The 20,894-nt window shown below is 63.1% G+C and carries 20 protein-coding genes; 15 read left to right on the top strand and 5 right to left on the bottom strand.

Annotation, left to right across the window (positions count from 1 at the left end; translation table 11 throughout):
• Nucleotides 1–62 precede the first annotated feature (62 nt).
• From MSG32_RS04975 to MSG32_RS04965, 3 genes are all read right to left on the bottom strand, one after another.
• On the bottom strand, nt 63–1,358 hold the full coding sequence (locus MSG32_RS04975; protein ID WP_131432069.1) for a TRAP transporter large permease: 1,296 nt from the start codon (nt 1,356–1,358) through the stop codon (nt 63–65).
• Nucleotides 1,348–1,854 carry a TRAP transporter small permease gene (locus MSG32_RS04970; RefSeq protein ID WP_248378194.1) on the bottom strand — a complete coding sequence of 169 codons (507 nt, stop codon included), beginning with the start codon at nt 1,852–1,854 and terminating at the stop codon, nt 1,348–1,350. Before MSG32_RS04970 ends, MSG32_RS04975 begins: the two co-directional genes overlap by 11 nt.
• A gap of 232 nt (nt 1,855–2,086) precedes the next feature.
• Nucleotides 2,087–3,076 (bottom strand): DctP family TRAP transporter solute-binding subunit, encoded by a 990-nt coding sequence (locus MSG32_RS04965; RefSeq protein WP_248378437.1) that lies wholly within the window; start codon nt 3,074–3,076, stop codon nt 2,087–2,089.
• 740 nt (nt 3,077–3,816) lie between these two features.
• Here MSG32_RS04965 and MSG32_RS04960 point away from each other — a divergent pair.
• A complete protein-coding gene (locus tag MSG32_RS04960) occupies nt 3,817–5,415 on the top strand; it encodes an MFS transporter (protein ID WP_248378192.1) in 1,599 nt (532 codons plus the stop codon).
• A gap of 200 nt (nt 5,416–5,615) precedes the next feature.
• Here MSG32_RS04960 and MSG32_RS04955 read toward each other — a convergent pair whose 3' ends face one another.
• Entirely contained in the window at nt 5,616–6,374 is a 759-nt protein-coding gene (locus MSG32_RS04955) for an RNA polymerase sigma factor FliA (protein ID WP_192838825.1), read from the bottom strand.
• A 458-nt stretch (nt 6,375–6,832) separates the two neighbouring features.
• Between MSG32_RS04955 and MSG32_RS04950 the strand changes: the two genes are divergently transcribed.
• The gene (locus MSG32_RS04950) at nt 6,833–8,098 is read left to right on the top strand and encodes a FliC/FljB family flagellin (RefSeq protein WP_248378190.1); all 1,266 of its coding nucleotides are present in this window, start codon (nt 6,833–6,835) and stop codon (nt 8,096–8,098) included.
• A 209-nt stretch (nt 8,099–8,307) separates the two neighbouring features.
• Here MSG32_RS04950 and fliE read toward each other — a convergent pair whose 3' ends face one another.
• Entirely contained in the window at nt 8,308–8,670 is a 363-nt protein-coding gene (fliE, locus tag MSG32_RS04945) for a flagellar hook-basal body complex protein FliE (RefSeq protein ID WP_248378188.1), read from the bottom strand.
• 269 nt (nt 8,671–8,939) lie between these two features.
• Here fliE and fliF point away from each other — a divergent pair, with 269 nt between their 5' ends.
• The 13 genes from fliF to fliR all read left to right on the top strand — a co-directional run bounded on the left by fliF (nt 8,940) and on the right by fliR (nt 20,870).
• Nucleotides 8,940–10,718: a flagellar basal-body MS-ring/collar protein FliF gene (gene fliF / locus MSG32_RS04940; RefSeq protein ID WP_248378186.1), complete on the top strand. Its 1,779-nt coding sequence runs from the start codon at nt 8,940–8,942 to the stop codon at nt 10,716–10,718.
• Entirely contained in the window at nt 10,711–11,709 is a 999-nt protein-coding gene (fliG, locus tag MSG32_RS04935; protein WP_176503331.1) for a flagellar motor switch protein FliG, read from the top strand. Before fliF ends, fliG begins: the two co-directional genes overlap by 8 nt.
• Nucleotides 11,710–11,749: 40 nt before the next feature.
• Nucleotides 11,750–12,655 carry a flagellar assembly protein FliH gene (locus tag MSG32_RS04930; protein WP_248378184.1) on the top strand — a complete coding sequence of 302 codons (906 nt, stop codon included), beginning with the start codon at nt 11,750–11,752 and terminating at the stop codon, nt 12,653–12,655.
• Between the two features lie 10 nt (nt 12,656–12,665).
• Complete coding sequence (gene fliI / locus MSG32_RS04925; protein ID WP_248378182.1) at nt 12,666–14,024, top strand: flagellar protein export ATPase FliI; 1,359 nt, start codon at nt 12,666–12,668, stop codon at nt 14,022–14,024.
• A 40-nt stretch (nt 14,025–14,064) separates the two neighbouring features.
• Entirely contained in the window at nt 14,065–14,514 is a 450-nt protein-coding gene (gene fliJ, locus MSG32_RS04920) for a flagellar export protein FliJ (protein ID WP_153635812.1), read from the top strand.
• Nucleotides 14,515–14,540: 26 nt separating this feature from the next.
• Complete coding sequence (locus MSG32_RS04915; RefSeq protein WP_248378180.1) at nt 14,541–16,001, top strand: flagellar hook-length control protein FliK; 1,461 nt, start codon at nt 14,541–14,543, stop codon at nt 15,999–16,001.
• A gap of 178 nt (nt 16,002–16,179) precedes the next feature.
• Nucleotides 16,180–16,668, top strand: coding sequence for a flagellar basal body-associated protein FliL (fliL, locus tag MSG32_RS04910; protein ID WP_054556624.1), 489 nt, complete (start codon nt 16,180–16,182; stop codon nt 16,666–16,668).
• A 6-nt stretch (nt 16,669–16,674) separates the two neighbouring features.
• Nucleotides 16,675–17,691 carry a flagellar motor switch protein FliM gene (gene fliM / locus MSG32_RS04905; RefSeq protein WP_248378178.1) on the top strand — a complete coding sequence of 339 codons (1,017 nt, stop codon included), beginning with the start codon at nt 16,675–16,677 and terminating at the stop codon, nt 17,689–17,691.
• A complete protein-coding gene (gene fliN / locus MSG32_RS04900) occupies nt 17,684–18,154 on the top strand; it encodes a flagellar motor switch protein FliN (protein WP_107334750.1) in 471 nt (156 codons plus the stop codon). Before fliM ends, fliN begins: the two co-directional genes overlap by 8 nt.
• Before the next feature lie 13 nt (nt 18,155–18,167).
• On the top strand, nt 18,168–18,785 hold the full coding sequence (gene fliO, locus MSG32_RS04895) for a flagellar biosynthetic protein FliO (protein WP_248378168.1): 618 nt from the start codon (nt 18,168–18,170) through the stop codon (nt 18,783–18,785).
• Between the two features lie 98 nt (nt 18,786–18,883).
• On the top strand, nt 18,884–19,582 hold the full coding sequence (gene fliP, locus MSG32_RS04890; protein ID WP_348983955.1) for a flagellar type III secretion system pore protein FliP: 699 nt from the start codon (nt 18,884–18,886) through the stop codon (nt 19,580–19,582).
• A 160-nt stretch (nt 19,583–19,742) separates the two neighbouring features.
• Nucleotides 19,743–20,012, top strand: coding sequence for a flagellar biosynthesis protein FliQ (gene fliQ / locus MSG32_RS04885; protein WP_054556620.1), 270 nt, complete (start codon nt 19,743–19,745; stop codon nt 20,010–20,012).
• 60 nt (nt 20,013–20,072) lie between these two features.
• On the top strand, nt 20,073–20,870 hold the full coding sequence (fliR, locus tag MSG32_RS04880) for a flagellar biosynthetic protein FliR (protein ID WP_248378166.1): 798 nt from the start codon (nt 20,073–20,075) through the stop codon (nt 20,868–20,870).
• Nucleotides 20,871–20,894: the final 24 nt, after the last annotated feature.

Raw genomic sequence — 20,894 nt, 5'->3', positions numbered from 1 at the left:
CCATAGGGCAAGCCGTTTCATTTCGCACAGTGAAGACCACAAGTGATGATCGTGAGGGCCGACTACACCGCGTAGCCGAGCACGCGTGGCAGCCACAAGGCCAGCTCAGGGAACAGCATCACCACCGCCAACGCCGCCAGCATCGCCACCACGAAGACCATCGCCCATCCGACCGTCTTCTCGAGCCGGACCCCGGCCACACTACTGGTCACCATCAGATTGACCGCGACTGGCGGGGTGAACTGCCCGATCGCGATATTCATCGCCAGCAGGATACCGAACCACACCGGATGCCAGCCGAAGTGCTGCATCACCGGAATCAGCACCGGCATCAGGATCAGGTAGATGGAGACCGCATCCAGCAGCATCCCGGCGATCAGCACCGCCACCATCACCAGAATCAGCAGCGTCGTTCCGCTATCCGACAGCGTGATCAGCCATTCGGCCAGATGCCGGAAGGTACCCAGCATGGTGCCCGCCCAGGCGAATATGCCCGCCAGCGCGATGATCAGCATCACCACACCGGAGATGACGGCCGCCTCCCGGAGCAGCTCCCATACCTGAGAGAGCTTGAGCTCGCGGGTGATGAAGAGCCCGACACACAGCCCATAGGCGGCCGCGACCACCGCCGCTTCCGTGGGCGTGAAGAGGCCTGAGCGCAGCCCGCCGAGGATGATCACCGGCGCCAGCAGGGCCGGGATCGCTGAGCGAAACGCCGGACCCAGCGCGATACGCTCGACCTGAGTCGGGTCTTCCCAGCGATAGCGGCGCGAGAGGAACCAGGCAGGCAGCAGCAAGGCCACGCCCACCAGCAACCCCGGAATCAGGCCCGCGGCAAACAGCGCGCGTAGATCCACCCCCGGTACCACGATGGAGTAAAGGATCAGCGCGATGGACGGCGGGATCAGGATCGCCGTGGAGGCCGAGGCCGCAATCAGCGTCGCCGAGAATGCCTTGGGATAGCCCGCCCGCGTCATGCTGGGGATCATCACCATCGCCACCGCGGCGGCATCCGCCGGGCCAGAACCACTCATGCCGCCCATGATCAGGCACACCAGCACCGCTACCAGCGCGAGACCGCCATGCCGTGGGCCGATCAGCGCCTGGGCGAAGCGCACCAGCCGCGCCGCCACTCCGGCACGCTCGAACACCAGGCCGGTCAGGATGAACAGCGGAATGGCGATCAGCGGATACTTGGCGATGCTGTTGTAGGTATTGGTGCCGAGGGTGGCCAGCATGCTGACCGGCAGCCCCGCCACGATCCCCACCGCACCGGAGAGCCCCAGCGCGAAGGCCACCGGCACGCCGAGAATCAACAGCGCGGCAAAGCTTGCGAGCAACCAGAGATCAGGACTCATGATCAGACTCCTTGTGCTCCGGCGACGCATTCTGTGCGGGCCCCTGCCCAGGCCCTTGCGCAAGACGCTCGACACACTGCTGCAGCTGACGCCAGGCCATCGCCAGCGCCAATATCGGCAGCCAGATCACGTACCACCAGTTGGGCAGGCCCAGTCCCGGCGACAGCGAGTCCCACTGATACTCCTCCAGCGCGAAGGTGCCCCCGAACCACACCACCAGCCCCAGCACGATCAGTACCGCCAAGGTCTGCACTATCACGACCAGTCGCCACAGCGGCAACGGCAGCACGTCTTCCAGCAATGCGATACGAATATGTGCCTGACGGCGAATCGCCACCGAGGCGCCCGCCAGCGTCAACAACACCAGCAGGAAGACCGAGAATTCCTCGGTAAAGGCAAAGGAAGCATCGGTGGCATAGCGCACCACCACATTGGCCAGACTGATGATACCGATCAGCCCCAGCGCCAACGCCGCCAGCCAGGATTCCGGCCGCACGCGTGGCGGTGGCCTGTCTGCGGGAGCAGGCGCTCCGTTGGCGCCGTCTTGCAAGGTTTGCGGTGATGCTTGTTGAGAGGTTTGTTGCGACTTTTGCGACATGACACGCGATCCACACGAACGCCGAGGCTGTCAGGCCCCGGCGTGGTTCTTCACTCAATAACGCGCACAGACCGCATTATTCCCGATGTCATCTGCTCAGTGAGCAGCAGCGATGATGGCCCTGGCCGACTCAGCGCGAGGCCTCGACCTCGGCACGTGCCGTCTCGACCAGCGCCTCACCGATCTTGGGTGTCCAGCTGGCATAGACCGACTGGGTGGCGTCACGGAAGGTCTGCATCGCATCCTCATCGAGCTTGACGACATTCACGCCGCGCGCCTCGATGTCCGCCAGCCGCTGGGCATTGCCCTCACGACTCATGGCGATCTCCCAGGCACCCGCTTCCCTGGCAGTCTCGGTGAGCAGGATGCGCTCCTGTTCACTGAGCGACTTCCACACGCGCTGGTTGGCGGCGAAGATCAGCGGGTCTGCCATATAGTGCCAGAGAGTCAGGTGGGTCTGACCGACCTGATCGATGCGCGCGACATCGAACACCGACAGCGGGTTCTCCTGCCCATCCACCGCGCCGGTGGTCAGTGCCGGCTTGGCATCCGCCCAGCTCATCTGGGTCGGGTTGGCGCCCAGCGCCGTGAAGGTGTCCTGGAACAGCGGCGAGCCCACCACACGAATCTTCAGGCCCTTCAGGTCGTCCGGCGAGGTGATCGATTTTGAGGAGTTGGACACCTCACGGAAGCCGTTCTCGCCCCACGCCAGCGGCTTGATGCCCTTGGACTCGATGGCGGCGAAGACCTGCTTGCCCGACTCGCCCTGGGTCAGCGCATCGATGGCGGCGTGATCCGGCATCAGGAACGGCAGCGAGAACAGATTGAGCTCCGGTACCTGGGGCGACCAGTTGATGGTCGAGCCCACCGCGAGATCGATCAGTCCCTGACGCATGGCCGAGAACTCCTTGGTCTGGTCCCCCGCCACCAGCTGGGCATTCGGATAGACGCGCAGGGTGAGCTCGCCACCGGAGCGCTCCTCTACCAGCTCCGCCCACTTCTCGGCCGCCTGCCCCCACGGGAAGGCATCCGACAGCACGGTGGAGACGGACAGCTCACGCGCCTCGGCATCACTCGCCATCAGCGGTGACAGCAAGGCCAGGCCAAGCACGCCGGCCATCAGGGCAGAGCGACCCGTGGCAGCGACACGCGGGCGCGCGGTATGGCTTTGAGAAAGAGCCGGAGAATGATCCGCAGAGCGGTGACGCAAGTGATGAGAGGCGGGGCCAGCGTTGGCGTGTGCAGCGGTCAGGGTCATGAATAACCTCTTGATTATGATGTTGTTGAGTGTGTCCAGAGGCAGATTCGCATCTACTTTGGTCGCTGACCATTCGACCATGCGACAGATCGGCGCTTTTTCGACGCTCACATGCTAACTCGCTGCATTACCGATCACTGTATATTCATCCACCCCTCGGATTTTCCGAGACCTCTTGCGTACGAAACGCTCGACCATGTGGTGTCATCAGCGTGTGTTGCCAAGGAGTGCATCCAGCGATGCCAGAGGGCCAACCCTCGCGCAGGCCCCGCCAACAGGGAGCTTGGCGATATTGCCCTTTGCAGGATGCCGTGCCTTTTACAGCGCCAGCGTGTCCCGAGTCCGGGTCGGGTCAGGATTTCATGAGGATCTGTATATTTATCCACCCCATTACATCCTTGAGACAAATTTCACGATATGTCGCCTTTCAACCACACAATGGCGCACCACGGGTCGCAGACTCCGGATTCGGTCGGTAGACTGAGCGCCGTTCCCGCAAGGACCGACCACGACTGACCAACATCACGCACGCAAGTGTCGTACCTGACATCTCGTCGGCACCGCTCCCACGGTCCCGACCCTGACCGATGAGGCCCCCTTCCATGCCGAACCCCCAGCAGGAAGCCATACCCACTCCCACCTTCGAGGCCGAGCCGCTCGACACCTCGCGCAAACTGCAGCCGACCAGCAGTCTCGGCGCAGCGGTCGTTCTGTGGTCGCTGCTGCTGGGAATGGGGATGCTGATGCTGGCCAACGGACTGCAGGGCAGTCTGTTGGGGATTCGCGCCTCCTCGGAAGGCTTCAGCAACACCATGACGGGCATCATCATGTCGGCGTACTTCGCCGGCTTCCTGCTCGGCTCGACACTTGCGCCCCGCAAGCTGCGCCGGGTCGGCCATGTGCGCACCTTCGCGGCGCTGGCCTCCATCACCTCGGTGTGCATCCTGATCCACGCACTCTATGTGGTGCCCGAGGTGTGGATCGCCATGCGCTTCATCACCGGCTTCGCCTTCGCCGGCCTCTACGTGGTGGCGGAGAGCTGGCTCAACAGCCAGGCGACCAACCAGATGCGTGGCCGTCTGTTGGCCATCTACATGGTGATTACCTATCTGGGCATGGGCGGCGGCCAGTTGCTGCTCAACGTCGCCAACCCGGACACCTATCTGCTGTTCATCCTGGTGTCGGTGATCATGTCGCTGGCGCTGGTGCCGATGCTGCTGTCCGCCTCACCGCAACCGGAAGGCGCACAACCGGAGGCGATGGGGATCGTTCGTCTGCTGCGCCTGGCACCGCTGGGCACCCTGGGCGGCTTCGCCACCGGTATCGCCAACGGCACCGTCTTCGGCATGGGCGCGGTGTATGCCGACCGCGCCGGCCTGCCGGTGCAGGAAGTCTCCTGGTTCATGGGTGCCTTCATTCTGGGTGCCGCCCTGCTGCAATGGCCGCTGGGCAAGCTCTCCGACAAGCTCTCGGCCAAGAAGGTGATTCTGGGCTGCAGTCTCGGGGCGATCGCGCTGTCCATCGGCGGCGTGCCGTTCAGTGGTGGCAGCATGCTGACCATGGCGCTGCTGGGTGCGGGCCTCGGCGGGTTGATCCTGACCCAGTACTCGCTGTTCCTGGCCGCGGCCAACAACCTGCTGACCACGCCACAGATCATCTCCGCCAGCGGCACGCTGGTGCTGATGCATGGCGCGGGCGCGATTCTGGGCCCGCTCACCGCGGGTCTGCTGATGGAGCGCTTCGGGGCCGTCGGCTTCCTCTATACCCTGACCGCCATTCACGTGCTGATCGTGATTCTGGCCGCCAGTGTCACCAGCAAGCCGCGTCAGGAACTGGATGCCGAGGAAGGCGATCACCCCGGCCACTATGTGGTAGCGCCCTCCACCACCAGTCCGCTGAGCGCCGCCTGGGTCGAGGAAGCCATCACCGAGCCGGAAACCGGTCAGCTGGAATTCGACTTCGATGCCGAACCTGAGCCGGAACCGAGCGAGGAAGAACTCGCTGCCCAGCAACAGGAAGCCGCCGCTGAAGCAGAGGAAGGCGTCGTGCAGCAGGTCGACAATGAGGAAGGCGTGATGAACGACCGCGTCACCGGCATGGAAGACGACTGGCATCTGGATGGCCATATCGACGAACAGGCCCAGCACCTCAGCGAAGAGGAACGCCGCGTCAAGTCGGAGCCGGAGCGTGAGAGCTATTGATCACGCCTGACGACATGCTCGAGTGATAAACAGGAACACCGCCTCTCAGGGCGGTGTTCTTGTTTTGGGCGGGCGAAACTGAGATAGGAGAAACTGGGACAGCAGAAACAAGGCAGGCGTAACAGCAAGACGGTACAGCGAGAGGATAAAGCTCAGGGAAACGAAGAAGGCTCACAACGATAGAGACTCAGGATAGAGGCTCAGCGACGACGCTTGCCCGCCCGCGCCACCAGATGCGGTGCCAGCACACCCTGCAGCCGTCGCACGGCCTGGGAATGCAGCTGCGAGACACGCGACTCGGTGACATCGAGTACCGCGCCGATCTCCTTGAGGTTGAGCTTCTCCTGATAATAGAGCGCCATCAACAGCTTCTCGCGCTCCGGTAGCCGCGCGATGGCCTCATTCAAGGCCCGCCGCGTATCGGCCTCTTCCAGCGCATCATGCGGCAAGGCAAACGGCGTGGCGAAAGGCGTCGCTTCAGGCGAGGCATAACCGCCCGCCAGCCCGCCTTCCTCATCCATCATCTCGTCCAGCGACATCACCATGCCGTTGTTGGTGTCCAGCAGCAGGCGTCGATAGTCCTCCAGTTCAAGCCCCATGGCGGCGGCGATCTGGGTCTCCTCGGGCGGATAGCCCAGACTCTGCTCAAGCTGCTGGATAACGCTCTCAAGCTCGCGCCCGGCCCGGCGCACACTGCGCGGCAACCAGTCGCGCGAGCGCAGCTCATCGAGCATCGCGCCGCGGATGCGCTGACTGGCATAGGTGGCAAAGCTGGCGCCGTGGCCCTGCTCATAGCGGCCCACGCATTCACACAGCCCCAACATGCCGGCCTGAATCAGATCCTCGAGATCGACACTCGCTGGCAAGCGCACCTGCAACTGCAGCGCAATCCGGCGCACCAGCGGCTGATACTCGGTGTAGATATCCTGCTGGGCCATGCGCCCATTGGCGGTATACATCGGCGTCCTGGTCCTCGCTTGCATCCCTCGGGGTCGTTTGACTCAGGGTCGTGCCCCCATCCTCGGGACTCCTGTTCCCAGCGTATTGTCGCGCCCCCGCCACAAACCATTCGCTCGAATAGCTACCCTCAGCGACGGCTTTCCTGCCTTACGTCGCCACTCCGCCTCGGGGAGGCGGAGATGAAGGCCCACAGGAAGAGACAGTGAGGGAAGACGACACGCACAACGCCCGCCAGCAGGTCGACAGAATGTCACGAGGGTGGCGCGAGGATGTCACGAGGAGCGCCCGTATGAAGAGCACATGAGGAAAGCCAGCGGGACAGCCGAAATGAGAAAGGTCAAAAGGCCGCAAAAAATTTCTAAAGTTCTGTCGCGCCGCGACGATAACTGAAGCAACGGCACAGGAGTCGTTACTGGCGACACGCCATCTATCTCCCCATTACGACAGGAAGTGACACATGGCTTCAGTGATCAATACCAACACCCTTTCCATGGTGACTCAGCAGAACCTGAATCAGTCCCAGAACGCCCTGAACACCTCCATGGAACGTCTGTCCTCCGGCCTGCGTATCAACAGCGCCAAGGACGACGCCGCCGGCCAGGCCATCGCCAACCGCATGGACTCCCAGATCACCGGCCTGTCCCAGGCACAGCGTAACGCCAACGATGGCATCTCTGTTGCCCAGACTGCTGAAGGTGCGGCTAATCAAGTCAACGATAACTTACAACGAATTCGTGAGCTTACAGTTCAAGCAGCAAATGGAACTAACTCAAGTGAAGATCTCGAGTCTATCCAAAATGAAATAGGTATGCGACTTGACGAAATTGATCGCATTTCTGAGGAAACAAGCTTCAATGGCACAAATGTCTTAGCAGAAGATCAATCTATAGAGATCCAAGTTGGATCAGAAGATGGACAGACTATCGAAATAGATCTAAAGCAGCTGAATAGAGATACATTAGGACTTGGATCTTTTGATGTCACAAAAATGCTAAACACTGAAGACTTAAAAGCAGATGATGGTACAGCAGTATCAACATCTGTCACCCCTGTAATAAATGCTGATAGCGGTGGAGCAGAAACTGCTGAAGGATTGTACACTGATGGAACGAACTATCTTGTTAAAGATGGTAACGGCGACTATTTCACTGCCACAGATAATGGCGACGGGACTTTTGATTGGGATTCTTCTTCTACTACTGCATATGCGGATGATGCAGCTGCAAGTGCTGATGGTTACGACACAACCACTGCCGTAAGTGAAGTTGATGCTGAACTAGATGTTTCTGGAGCTATCGCAACAGGTGATACGCTAATGGAAAAAGTAGATAGTGACGGAAATGGCACCGGGGAGTATGTGATTAAGTCTCAAGATAGCGATGGCAACGATGTGTATAACGCAGCAACCATAAATGCTGACGCAACCATCACTAAAGGTGAGACTCTTACCGACGACCCATTAGCCACACTCGATAACGCATTGAGCGACGTTGATGACCTGCGCTCAGATCTTGGTGCTCTGCAGAACCGTTTCGATTCTGCCATCACCAACCTGGCGACGACTGAAACCAACCTGGCGTCTGCCCAGTCGCGTATTCAGGATGCCGATTACGCAGAAGAAGTCTCCAGCATGACCACTGCACAGATTCTGCAGCAGGCGGGGACTTCCATGCTGACCCAAGCCAACCAGGTGCCGCAGAACGTGCTGTCCCTGCTGGGCTGATCTCTGGCTCGCATGCTGCTTAGGCCTGTCACTGAGCAAGAGTGGCAGGCCCGTCGCTGGCAGAGGATAGTGGCCTTGTTGATATTGCTCCTTTTAGTCAACAGCGCTCATGCATTTCAACCTCCGCCAGCAATATCCAGCACCACCGCCAGAAAACAAAAAAGGGCAGACGCATCGCGTCTGCCCTTTTTTGGGAATGCGGACATGAATCACACCGCCATGTTCATGATTTCCTTGTAGGCGCTGAGCAACTTGTTGCGCACCTGTACGGTCATCTCGAATTCCAGTGAGGCCTTCTGGCCCGCCACCATGACCTGATCGAGGCTGACATCCGGGCTGCCCAGCTCGAAGGCCCTGGCCTGGCCTGCCGCGACCTGCTGTGACTGGCTGACGCGCGCCAGCGAATCCTTGAGCATGCCGGCAAAGCCCTGTGCATCTGTGCCACTGGCCTCTGACACTGCGCCCGCAAACTGAGCGTTGCTTCCGGCCGCCTGCGCCGCCATCTGATCGAGCTGCTGCAGACTGCCCGTCATCGCGGATGACATCGCCGCGCCGACTGCCTCAATCGCCATCTCGCCTCTCCTTTCTCAACACGCGCCATTCGTCTGCCGCTTTCAGTGGGGCTCAGACTACCAGTCAGTCGAGCGGCTGAAAGTGACTAATACCCCTGTTTTGCGACGCTATTCGTCTGATTGGATGTGCGCCCAGCTTCGATAATGGCCAGCCTACGCAAGAAGGCGCTGCGAAACGCGACATTGTTGATCCATCGTTTTCATGTTTCGCCCTGCTTGCTGGAATCACCCGCTGCGAGTTCAGACCACGGCGCTTATCGGACATCTGCATGAGTACACCCAGCCAGACAGCGCCCCAGTCGGGCACCTCGACGACGTCACAATCACCGGACAAACCAGCCAATCCCTTGTTGGCGCGCCTGGCGGCATTGCCACGTCTGCCGCTCATCATGGCGGCCGCCTTCAGCGTGGCTGTCATCGTCGCGTTGTTGCTGTGGGGCGCTGGCACCCATTGGAGTGTGCTCTATCGTGATCTGCCCGCCAGCGAAGGCGGCGAGATCGTCGCGCAGCTGGAGCAGACCGGCGTGCCCTATCGGCTGAGCCATGAAGGCGCCACCGTCGAGGTCCCCAAGGAAGATGTCTATCGCCTGCGCCTGGCACTTGCCCAGCAGGGCCTGCCCAGCCAGGGCGGTTCCGGCTTCGAGCTGATGGATACCCAGGCCTTCGGCATCAGCCAGTTCACCGAACACGTCAATTACCAGCGCGCCCTGTCCGGCGAGCTGTCGCGCACCATCGCCAGTCTCGAGCCGGTGTCCAGCGCCCGTGTGCACCTGGCACTGCCGGAAGATTCCGTCTTCGTGCGCGAGCGCCGCCCAGCGACCGCTTCCGTGGTGGTAGAACTCAAGGGCGGCCAGCAGCTCAAGGCACGTCAGATCCAGGCCATCCAGCATCTGGTGGCCGGCAGCGTGCAGGGCCTGGCCAGCGAAGACATCACCGTCGTCGATCAGGACGGCAATCCGCTGTCGCGCCCGGCAGGCGATGCGCTCAATCTCGATGGCAGTGCGCTGGAATATGCCCAGGCACTGGAGCGCAGCTATCAATCGCGCATCAATGCCCTGCTGACGCCACTGGTGGGACGCGACAACTTCCGCGCCGAGGTCAGCGCCCAGCTCGATTTCTCCCACGCCGAAGAGACCGAAGAGCACTACACGCCCAATCAGCAGCCGGGCAGCGCAGCGGTGCGCAGTGAACAGCTCAACAATACCGGCGCCGGCGAGATGCTCGGCATCGGCGGCGTGCCGGGCGCCCTCTCCAACACGCCCCCGGGAATTGCCGCCTCGCCCATCAATGCCGATGACGCGGCGAATGGTGACGGCACCACACAGACTGACGACGCAGCCAGCGGTCTGAGCAACTTTCAGCGCAGCAGCACCATCAACTATGAAGTCAACAAGCGCGTGCGCCACACCCGTGCGCGCCTGGGTCGCCTCGATAATCTCTCGGTGGCGGTGGTGATCAATCACCGTCGCATCATGGACAGTGACGGCAACCCGACCAGTGAACCGCTGGCAGACGACCAGCTGGCACAGATCGATTCGCTGGTGCGCGAGGCGATGGGCTTCAATGCCGAGCGTGGCGACAGCCTCAGCGTGATCAATGCGCCCTTCATGACCGCCGAGCAGCAGAACGCCGGCCCGCCACAGCAGTGGTGGGAGAAGTGGCTCAACAATCCCAAGATGCAGGCGCTGGCCATCGAGCTTGGCCGATACCTGATCATCGGCTTCATCGCCTGGCTGCTGTATCGCAAGTTGCTGCGTCCGCTGTTGCAGCCGCTGCTGCGTCCGCAGGAGGCATACCAGACCATCGGTCAGCCGCCCGGCACTCAGGCAGCCGGCAGCGCAGTGGGTGGTATCGGCGGCATGGAGCCTGGTCTGGCGACGGCCAATGGCGATCTGGGCAGCATGATGGCGAGCCAGACAGCGCCGGCCAGTGGCCCGCGCACGCCGACCACCTATCAGCAGAATCTCAAGGATGCGCGTGACATGGCCCGCGATGACCCACGCATGGTCGCCATGATCCTCAAGAACTGGATGAGTCACCATGAGTAAGACACTGACAAGCATGGAACGCAGCGCGGCCCTGATCATGAGCCTCGACGAGGACAGCGCCGCAGAGGTCTTCAAGTTCCTGTCTGCCCAGGAGATCCAACGGCTCAGCGCGACGATGACCAACATGCCGCAGGTCACCCAGGAGCAGATGGCGAAGACGCTGGAGGAATTCCACGCCGACAGCGAGCAGTTCAGCGCCGTCAATCTGCTCTCTACCGACCATATACGCTCGGTGCTGGTGAAGGCGCTGGGGCAGGAGCGCGCCAGCTCGCTGCTCGAAGACATCTACGAGAGCTCCGGTCAGAACAATGGCATCGAGACACTGAACCTGATGGAGCCGCCATTGGTGGCCGAGATGATCCGCGACGAACACCCGCAGATCATCGCCACCATCATGGTGCATCTGGAGCGCCATCAGGCCTCGCAGATTCTCGAGCACTTCTCCGACACCCTGCGCAACGATGTGCTGCTGCGTATCGCCACCTTCAGTGGCGTTCAGCCGGCGGCCCTGCAGGAGCTGACCGAAGTGCTGAGCAACATGCTCAGTGGCCAGAACCTCAAGCGCAGCAAGATGGGCGGCATTCGTACCGCGGCCGAGATACTCAACCTGATGCCGGGCCAGCAGGAAGAGCAGGTCCTCGAGGCGGTACGCAACCACGACGAGAGTCTGGCGCAGCAGATCATCGACGAGATGTTCGTGTTCGAGAACCTGGTCGGGCTCGAGGACCGCTCCATCCAGCTGCTGCTCAAGGAAATCGACAACGAGACGCTGGTCACGGCGCTCAAGGGATCCCCCGAGGCGATCATCCAGAAATTCCTGCAGAACATGTCGCAGCGTGCTGCCGAGATGCTGCGTGATGACATGGAGGCGCGTGGCCCGGTGCGTGTCACCCAAGTGGAAGCCGAACAGAAGAGCATCCTGCAGACGGTGCGTCGACTGGCCGACAGCGGCGAGATCGTGATCAACAGCGGTGGCGAGGACTATGTCTAATGAGGACCATGTCTAGTGAGGCCTACGTCTAGTGAGGACCATGTCCAGTTCTGATCCGCATCATGACGCGCCTGACCCGTGGGCCGAGCGCGACGTGGCAGGCAGCGATGACATGCATCAGTGGCAGCCGCTGGAGCTCGACGCGCTGGATGGCAAGCCCGCATCGCCTCAGTCGGGTGGCGGCTTTCAAGCCGGCATGCCGCAAGCTGCGGCGCCGGATGTCGGCCTGATTCGGCGCATGGCGCAGCGTGCCCGCTCGACCTTCGAGCAGGAGACGCTACAGCAGCAACAGGCGGCGCGTGATGAAGGCTATGCCGCGGGCGAGAAAGCCGGTTATGAAGCGGGTCTGGCGCGCGCAAGGCAGGAAGCCACCGAGCAGGCGGCGCGTCAGGCCGAGGCCGCCCAGCAGGCGCTCGAACAACAGGCTGCCCAGCTGGCACCGTTGATCGAGAACCTGCAGCAATCGCTGGCGTGCCTGGATGAGCAGATCAGCGATGAGCTGGCAGCACTGGCCATCAGCGTCGGTCAGCATCTGGCCCGTGAGGCATTTCGTGCCCATCCGGAGCACATCATCGACAGCGTGCGCAGCCTGCTGGCGGCGGATCCGCCGCTGATCGGCCGTCCGCGTCTTTACCTGAATCCGGACGACCTGCCGCGCGTCGAGCAGGCGATGGGCGAACAGCTCGCCAAGCTGGGCTGGCAATGTCTGCCGGACGCCAGCCTGAGCCTCGGCGGGTGTCGCGCCGAAGCCGACAGCGGCTGTCACGATGCCAGCCTCGAGAGTCGCCTGGAGATGCTGTCACGCCAGCTGCGCCATCGCGGCAGCGCCGACGGCAGCCTGCATGGCAAGGACGAGGCCAGCGGCTCGCGCATCGTGCACCGCCAGTCGTCAGAACATGTACAGCCAGAGCAGGCACGCACTGAGCTGGCAGGAGATCGCACATGAGTGACACGCCATGAGCCCCTCTTCCGCACAGCAATGGCGCAGCGCGCTGGGCGCCATTCGTGAGCGCGTCGAGAGCCTCGAGCCCCAACGCAGCAATGGCCGCCTGGTGCGCGCGACCGGCCTGGTGCTGGAAGCAGTCGGCCTGCGCCTGCCGGTGGGTGCCAGCTGTCTGGTCGAGCTGGGCGCGAACCTGCCGCCGGCCGAGGCCGAGGTGGTCGGCTTCGCCGATCAGACCCTCTACCTGATGCCCATCGACCCGCTCAGCGGCGTCGCACCGGGCGCGCGGGTATTTCCCCTCGGCCATGGCAATGTCGGCGAGCGACGCTACCCGGTCGGCGAAGCACTGCTCGGGCGGGTCGTCGATGGCGTGGGTCGACCGCTGGATGACCTCGGCCCGCTGGAAGATGTCGAACATGCGCCGCTGGAGAGCCGTCCGCTCAACCCGCTGGAGCGCGCGCCCATCGACACGCCGCTGGATGTCGGCATTCGCGCCATCAATGCCTTGCTGAGCGTCGGCCGTGGCCAGCGCATGGGGCTGTTCGCCGGCTCTGGCGTCGGCAAGAGTGTGCTGCTGGGCATGATGGCGCGCTTCACCGATGCCGATGTGATCGTGGTCGGCCTGATCGGCGAACGTGGGCGCGAGGTGCAGGAATTCATCGAGAACATTCTCGGCGAACAAGGCCTCAAGCGCGCCGTGGTCGTGGCCACGCCGGCCGACATGACGCCGCTGCATCGCCTCAAGGGCGCCAGCTACGCGACGCGCATCGCCGAGTCCCTGCGTGACAAGGGCCAGAATGTGCTGCTGATCATGGATTCGCTGACCCGTTACGCGATGGCCCAGCGCGAGATCGCCCTGGCCATCGGTGAGCCGCCGGCCACCAAGGGCTATCCGCCCTCGGTATTCGCCAAGCTGCCGGCGCTGGTGGAACGCACCGGCAACGGCCGGCGTGGCGGCGGGTCGATCACCGCCTTCTATACCGTGCTGACCGAAGGCGATGACCAGCAGGACCCCATTGCCGACAGTGCCCGCGCGATTCTGGATGGGCATATCGTGCTGTCGCGGCGCATCGCGGAAAGCGGCCACTACCCGGCCATCGATATCGAAGCCTCGATCAGCCGCGCGATGTCGGCAGTGGCGCCGGAGCGGCAGCTCACCCGCGCCCGTCGCTTCAAGCAGTTCTATTCCAGTTATCAGCGCAATCAGGACCTGATCGCCATCGGCGCCTACCAGCCCGGCAACGACAAGGTGCTCGACGCCGCGGTGCGCCTGCACGAGCCGATGGGACGTTTCCTGCAACAAGGCACTACACAGCACGCAAGTCTTGCCGATAGTACGAACATGCTCGAACAATTGCTGGCCCAGCCATGATGGCCACCTTCACCTGTCATTGATCGGGAACTCTCACTGAATGGCCATCTCATCGTCACGTTTCGACACCCTGACCCAGCTGAGCGAGCGCCGGCGTGATGGCGCTGCGCGCCAGCTCACCAGCCAGCGCCAGCGTCAGGAAACCGCCGCCCAGCAACTGGTCACCCTCGAGCAGTACCGTCTCGACTACTGCCAGCAGATGCAGGCACGCCTGACTCAGGGGCTGGACCCGGCCAGCTGGCACAACTATCAGGCCTTCATCGCCTCGCTGGACAAGGCGATTGCCCAGTGTCGCGCACGGGTAGCCCAGGAACAGACCCAGACGCACCATCAGCATCAGCGGCTGGTGAAGGAACAGCAGACCCACGCGGCCTGGCAGGGCCTGGCGGATCGCGCCAGCCTGAGCGCCGCGCTGCAGGCACGTACCGCCGAGCAACGCCAGAGCGATGAGCAAGCCACCCAGGCCTGGTTACGCCGTGCCAATGGCTGAAAACGGCCAGTCGAAGGAGTGACACCATGACGGACACTGCACGCATCTCGATGTTGTCGGCCACCTCGCCAACCAGGGTGCCGACCAGCGCCAAGGTCTCCTCTGAGGAGGCTCGCTCGCGCGACGACGTCAGCTCGGCTTCCGCAGAGAGCGCCTTCGAGGCACATCTGTCCCGCGCCCAGCGCGAGGATCGCCAGCAGGACAGGCAAGCGGCGCAGGTGCAGGTGCAGACGCAAGCGCAAGACGCACAGCAGCAGCGTGTCGAGCGTCGCGAGGCCGCCGAAGACAAGCATGCGCAGCACCTCGAGCAGGCTCAGGCAGCCTCGTCAGAGACATCACCCACTCCGGACCCCGCCGCTGCCGCCCTCCAGAATGGCAACCTCCCGCCTGCCCAGTCCTCATCGGCAAGCCAGACAGCAAGACAGCCATCAGCGCAGTCACTTGAGGCCTCACGACTGGATAGCAGCGTCGAGCGCGGCATCTCGCGCATGCAACAGCTGCAGCAACTCACGCAAGGCGGCCAAGGCGCTTCTGGCGGCGACGAGGCAGCACTGAAAGCGGCAGCGACAGCGCCCGCTGGCGCGCAGGCGCTCTCTACAGCGGCCAACACGGCGCTGCAAGGTGACTGGCTCGCCGCGCTGCGTAACCCTGCGGCGGCTGGGCTGGACGGCGCGATTGCGGATCAGGCTCCCAGCAGCAAGACCTCTCCGACAGCGGCTGGCAGCCTGAGCACGGATGCGCCCTCCTCGCTGACGGATGGCGCGCTGGGCCCGCTGACCGAGGAGGCCATTGAAGGCATCACCGCCAAGGCCGACGGCGCCCTGCTTGATGCCAACGGTTCACGCACCGGTGGCGATCTGTCCCAGCTCTCCGGTGCGTCATCTGCTGGCGTGTCAGCCGGCGCGTCGAGTTCGACCGCTGCAGGCAGCGGTGCCCTGCTCAATACTGCCGGCAATCCAGCAGCCAATCCAACGGGCATGGCATCACAGGCGGGAGCCTTGATTCCCGCAAGCGTCGGCACTCAGGCCTGGCAACAGGCACTCAGCGAGCAGGTGGTACGCATGCAGCTGAGCAAGTCGCCACAGGCCGAGATCGCGCTCAATCCAGCCAACCTGGGCAAGCTGACCATTCGCCTCAATATCGGCGAACAGGGCACCAGTGCGCACTTCGTCGCGGGCCACCAACAGGTGCGCTCGGCTGTCGAGTCATCCTTGAGCGAGCTGCGTCAGGCGCTGGAATCCCGGGGGCACGAGCTGACGGCGATCAGTTTCAGTGCTCAGGACGACACACCTGACAACACACCGGACGAGGCGGCGGACAACTCCGCCAATCAGGGTCAGTTCGCCCAGCACCGCGAGGGTCAGCCGGCGAGTGATACCAGCACAAGCGCTGACGCCATGGAGGGAAGCCTCGCCGCGGGCAATCTCACAAGCAATCTTGCAAGTGCAACCCAGGCAGCCTGGGGGCAGCGTGAATGGCAGGCATGACGGGCCTGGCGCTTGCCAGGTGCTTGTGTCAGCGGCTCCCGTCAGGTGGCTGTCAGATGAGCCCGCCTGGCGCGTCATCATTCAAGTAAGCGCTCGCACGTGGCGTTATTCCGCCGTTCGATAACCACGCCTTCGGTCATACTGGCCCCGCCACCGACTCCAGGGACACCGCACCACGATGTCAACGATTATCACCACCCCCGCCAGTCAGCGTCGCTCCTGGCTGCTGATCGGGGTCATCAGCCTGATGAGTGCCGTGATCGCGGCGCTAGTGGCCGTCTATTTCGCACTGCCGATGCTCAGTGATCAGAAGGCCGCACAGGACGCCGAGCCGGAAGTCGTGGTCGTGCCACCGCCGGTCTTCATGCCGCTGGCGCCCTTCACGGTCAACCTGGAAAGCCCGCGCGGCAATCGCCTGCTCTATATCGGCATCACGCTCAAGATGGCCGATCAGGACGCGGTGGCGCGCGTGGAAGAACTCAAGCCCGAACTCAAGAGCCGTCTGCTGCTGTTGCTGTCGGGCCAGAGCCCGGATGAGCTGATCACCCAGGCCGGCAAGCAGACACTGCAGAGCACCCTGACCGAGGCGCTTTCGCGCCCCTACAGTGAAGGCGGCCAGCCACTGGCCATCTCCGGCGTGCTGTACAACGACTTCATCGTGCAATAACTGGCCATGGCTCAAGACGATCTGCTGTCACAGGACGAAATCGATGCTCTGCTCTCCGGCGTGAACGGTGACAGCGGTGCAACGGCTGACGCCTCGAGCACGCCCGCCGAAGCGCGCATTCGCCCCTTCGACCCGGCCAGCCAGCACCGCATCATCCGGGATCGCCTGCATGCTCTCGACATCATCAACTCGCGCTTCAGTCGCCAGTTCCGCATGGGGCTGTTCAACCTGATCCGCCGCGGCGCCGATATCACCGCCGGGCCGGTGCAGTTCCTGAGCTACAACGAATTTTCCCGCAACGTGCCGGTGCCGACCAACATCAACCTGTTCACCATGAAGCCGCTGCGCGGCACCTCGATGCTGGTGTTTCCGCCCAGTCTCGTGTTCATGGTGGTCGACAGCCTGTTCGGTGGCGATGGCCGCTTCGTGACCAAGTCAGAGGGTCGCGAATTCACGCGTACCGAACAACGCGTCATCCAGCGCCTGATGCAGCTGGCCTTGAATGCCTACCGCGACGCCTGGTCGGCGGTCTATGCCGTGGAAACCGACTATCTGCGCAGCGAGATGCAGGTCAAGTTCGCCAATATCACCAGCTCTCCCAACGAGATCGTGGTGTGCACCAGCTTCCATCTGGAGGTCGGCAATCACAGCAGCGACTTCCAGATCTGCCTGCCCTACTCGATGATCGAGCCGCATCGCGAGCTGCTCTCGAGCCCGCTGCAGGAAACCAGCGCCGAGGGTGACAGCCGCTGGGGCGAGCGCCTGCGCAAGGAAGTGCGCGCCACCGATGTCGAGCTGCACGCAGACTTTGCCAGCATCACCACCACGCTGGGCGCCTTGGCCGAACTTGCCGTGGGCGATGTGCTGCCCATCGAGAAGCCCGAGCGCGTCAATGCCTACGTCAACAATGTGCCGGTGCTCGAAGCCGGTTTCGGTCGCGCCAATGGCCACCGCGCCCTGCGCGTGACCCGCATCATCAATCATCCGATCAACACTGCCAGCGAGGACAGCGGCGATGAGTGAGCCCAATTCGCCAGACGCGCCCGCGCCCAAGGCCACCCCGAATTCCCCGACATCCGGCACTGACGACCCCTGGGCCGATGCGATGACCGAGCAGATGGGCGACGAGTGGGCCAAGGCGCTGGAAGAACAGCAAAGCGAGGCTGCCCCCCAGGGCGGCGATATCTTCGAGCCCCTCGATGGCAGCGGTGGCGGCGCACGTCCGCGTGAGCTGGACATGATCATGGACATCCCGGTCAAGATGACCGTGGAGCTGGGGCGCACGCGCCTGACCATCAAGCAGCTGCTGGAGCTGTCGCAGGGCTCGGTGATCGAACTGGATGGCCTGGCCGGTGAGCCGATGGACATCCTGATCAACGGCTATCTGATCGCCCAGGGCGAGGTAGTCGTGGTCGAGGACAAGTACGGTATCCGCATCACGGAAATCATCACCCCCAATGAGCGGGTACAGAAGCTCAACCGCTAAGGCTGTTCCTGTCATGACCTCCGATGCCCCTGACGGCGCGATCTTGCTGCCGGATGCCAGCCCCAATACCAGCGCCACCACCCAGGCGCCGTCACCGGCCTTTCTGGGTAGCGATGCAAACCTGACTGCCGACACATCCAGCGGCTCACCGCTGGGCGCGGCCAGCCTGGTCAATACCGGGTTGGCGCTTGCCGCCGTGATCGGCGTCATCCTGCTGCTGGCATGGCTGATGAAGACACTCGGGGGTGCCCAGACACTGCGCGGCAATCGCATTGCCCTGCGCCCGCTGGCGCGGCTGGCACTGGGTCACAAGCAGAGCCTGGTGGTGGTAGCGGTGGGCAACCAGCAATTGCTGCTGGGCGTCGGGCCGGCGGGTATCACCTCCCTCGGTGAGCTGACGGCCGAGAATGGCGGCCTGGTGCCCGCAGACGATGGCAGCACTCCGAACGACGCATCGCTGGCCTCACCTGCCTCCGCAACAGGCAGTAGCGGTGCCGCGGCCGGCTTTGCCGAGCTGCTGCGCGACCGCCTCGCCAGACGCTCGCCGGCTGCTACATCCGCCACGATGCCCTCTGATGTGACGCAAACTGCCACATCAGACAAGACAGATGATGCGGAGCCACGCTCATGATGGGGCTGGTGAGGTTGTCGCCGGGCTTGAAGAAAGCAAGAAGGCTGAAGACAAGAGAGCTGCTGACAGGGCTGTTGATCGCATTGTCGGCATGCCTGGTGACCAGCCAAGCAGTACACGCCGATGTGCTCAGCGGCCTGACCAGCCAGCCACTGCCGGACGGCGGCGAGTCCTGGTCGCTGAATATCCAGACGCTGATCCTGCTCAGTGGCCTCGCCCTGCTGCCGGCAGCCTTGCTGATGATGAGTGCCTTTACCCGCATCATCATCGTGCTGGGCCTGCTGCGCACCGCGCTGGGCACCGCGTCTGCGCCGCCCAATCAGGTGCTGGTCGGCATCGCGCTGTTTCTGACCTTCTTCGTGATGTCGCCGGTGCTGGAGCGCATCTACGACGAGGCCTGGCAACCCTATGACAGCCAGGCCATCAGTCTGCAGGAAGCCATCGAACGCGGCGGCGATCCGCTGCGCGAATTCATGCTAGGTCAGGTGCGTGAGCCGGATATCGCCCTGTTCGCGCGCCTGGCCAGGGTCGAGGAAATCCAGACCCCGCAGGACGTGCCGTGGCGGGTGCTGCTGCCGGCCTTCGTCACCAGCGAGCTGAAGACCGCCTTCCAGATCGGCTTCAGTCTGTTCGTGCCCTTCCTGATCATCGATCTGGTGGTGGCCAGCGTACTGATGGCGCTGGGGATGATGATGGTGCCACCCGCCACCATCTCGCTGCCCTTCAAGTTGATGCTGTTCGTGATGGTCGATGGCTGGCAGCTGCTGCTGGGGTCGCTGGCCGAGAGCTTCTATTGAGAGAACTTCTACTGAGAGAGCTGCTACTGAGCCAGGCCCTGACATCACGCCGTCACCGGGCTTTCTCGTCGTGACGCGCAACCGTGATGCGCAACCGTGACGCGCAACCGTGCACTGCCAGCCTCGACACCTCCCATCTGCCCATCGAGAACGCGCCGCCATGACACCTGAAGTCATCACCAGCCTGGCCTCGCATGCCATGTACATCACCCTGTTGGTGGCAAGCCCGCTGCTGGCCAGCGCCCTGTTCATCGGCCTGATCGTCAGCCTGTTCCAGGCCGCGACCCAGATCAACGAGATGACCCTGTCCTTCATCCCCAAGATTCTCGGCGTGTTCGGCACCCTGGTACTGGCCGGCCCCTGGTTGCTGGAGACGCTGATGGACTTCACGCGCAGCGTCTTCACCGGCTTCCCGCACCTGATCGGATGAGCGACGCCTGCATGAGCATCGCCAACAGACCTGACGCAAGCCCGGCGGGAGGACGCTCCATTGCCGAATGACCTGCTGTCCCCCGAGCATCTCCAGGCCCTGTTGCTGAGCGTGATATGGCCCTTCGCGCGCCTGTCCGGTTTCATGATCAGCGCGCCGCTGTTCGGTCATCGCAGCCTGCCCACGCCGGTGCGCCTGTTGATGGCCTTTGGCCTGGCGCTGATCATCGCGCCGCTGGTCGAGAGCCCGCCACCTGTGGACGTGCTCGGCCCGGCCGCCGTCTGGCAGCTGGCCTTGCAGATGGGCGTCGGCCTGGCACTGGGCCTGGTGATGCGCATCACCTTCGCCATCGTCGAGGCGGCCGGGGAATTCATCGGCTTGCAGATGGGTCTGGCCTTCGCCAGCTTCTTCTCGGCCGACACCGGCACCAATACCCAGGTGTTGTCACGTCTACTGGGCATGCTGGCCATGCTGCTGTTTCTGGCCTTCAATGGCCATCTGCTGGTATTGGAAATCCTGGTCACCCACTTCCATGAGATCCCCCTCGACCTGCGCCGCATGGGGCCCGTCGGGCTCGAGAATCTGTTGCTGTGGAGCGCCAGCCTGTTCAGCGCCGGCCTGCTGCTGGCCTTGCCGCTGGTCGCCTCGCTGCTGGCGATCAACCTCGCGATGGGCGTACTCAACCGCTCGGCACCGCAGCTGTCGGTGTTCTCGATCGGCTTCCCGCTGACCCTGCTGCTGGGCATCGCGATGCTGTGGCTGATGATGCCGGGCATGACGGACTGGCTGTCGCTGTTGTTCCGTCAGGCGCTGGGCGCCTTCCAGGCCGTGCATGAAGGCCTGGGCACGATGCCATGACACGCAAGCACTGATCTGAAAAGC

This window comes from Cobetia sp. 1CM21F, assembly GCF_023161745.1.
Classification (GTDB): domain Bacteria; phylum Pseudomonadota; class Gammaproteobacteria; order Pseudomonadales; family Halomonadaceae; genus Cobetia; species Cobetia amphilecti.
This window is presented reverse-complemented; position numbering and strand designations above follow the sequence as displayed.

Bases quoted from the DNA above. Each gene is read 5' to 3' on its own strand.
- MSG32_RS04975 (WP_131432069.1), bottom strand. From the start codon at position 1,358: ATGAGTCCTGATCTCTGGTTGCTCGCAAGCTTTGCCGCGCTGTTGATT.
- MSG32_RS04965 (WP_248378437.1), bottom strand. From the start codon at position 3,076: ATGGCCGGCGTGCTTGGCCTGGCCTTGCTGTCACCGCTGATGGCGAGT.
- MSG32_RS04960 (WP_248378192.1), top strand. From the start codon at position 3,817: ATGCCGAACCCCCAGCAGGAAGCCATACCCACTCCCACCTTCGAGGCC.
- MSG32_RS04955 (WP_192838825.1), bottom strand. From the start codon at position 6,374: ATGTATACCGCCAATGGGCGCATGGCCCAGCAGGATATCTACACCGAG.
- MSG32_RS04950 (WP_248378190.1), top strand. From the start codon at position 6,833: ATGGCTTCAGTGATCAATACCAACACCCTTTCCATGGTGACTCAGCAG.
- fliE (WP_248378188.1), bottom strand. From the start codon at position 8,670: ATGGCGATTGAGGCAGTCGGCGCGGCGATGTCATCCGCGATGACGGGC.
- fliF (WP_248378186.1), top strand. From the start codon at position 8,940: ATGAGTACACCCAGCCAGACAGCGCCCCAGTCGGGCACCTCGACGACG.
- fliG (WP_176503331.1), top strand. From the start codon at position 10,711: ATGAGTAAGACACTGACAAGCATGGAACGCAGCGCGGCCCTGATCATG.
- MSG32_RS04930 (WP_248378184.1), top strand. From the start codon at position 11,750: ATGTCCAGTTCTGATCCGCATCATGACGCGCCTGACCCGTGGGCCGAG.
- fliI (WP_248378182.1), top strand. From the start codon at position 12,666: ATGAGCCCCTCTTCCGCACAGCAATGGCGCAGCGCGCTGGGCGCCATT.
- fliJ (WP_153635812.1), top strand. From the start codon at position 14,065: ATGGCCATCTCATCGTCACGTTTCGACACCCTGACCCAGCTGAGCGAG.
- MSG32_RS04915 (WP_248378180.1), top strand. From the start codon at position 14,541: ATGACGGACACTGCACGCATCTCGATGTTGTCGGCCACCTCGCCAACC.
- fliL (WP_054556624.1), top strand. From the start codon at position 16,180: ATGTCAACGATTATCACCACCCCCGCCAGTCAGCGTCGCTCCTGGCTG.
- fliM (WP_248378178.1), top strand. From the start codon at position 16,675: ATGGCTCAAGACGATCTGCTGTCACAGGACGAAATCGATGCTCTGCTC.
- fliN (WP_107334750.1), top strand. From the start codon at position 17,684: ATGAGTGAGCCCAATTCGCCAGACGCGCCCGCGCCCAAGGCCACCCCG.
- fliO (WP_248378168.1), top strand. From the start codon at position 18,168: ATGACCTCCGATGCCCCTGACGGCGCGATCTTGCTGCCGGATGCCAGC.
- fliQ (WP_054556620.1), top strand. From the start codon at position 19,743: ATGACACCTGAAGTCATCACCAGCCTGGCCTCGCATGCCATGTACATC.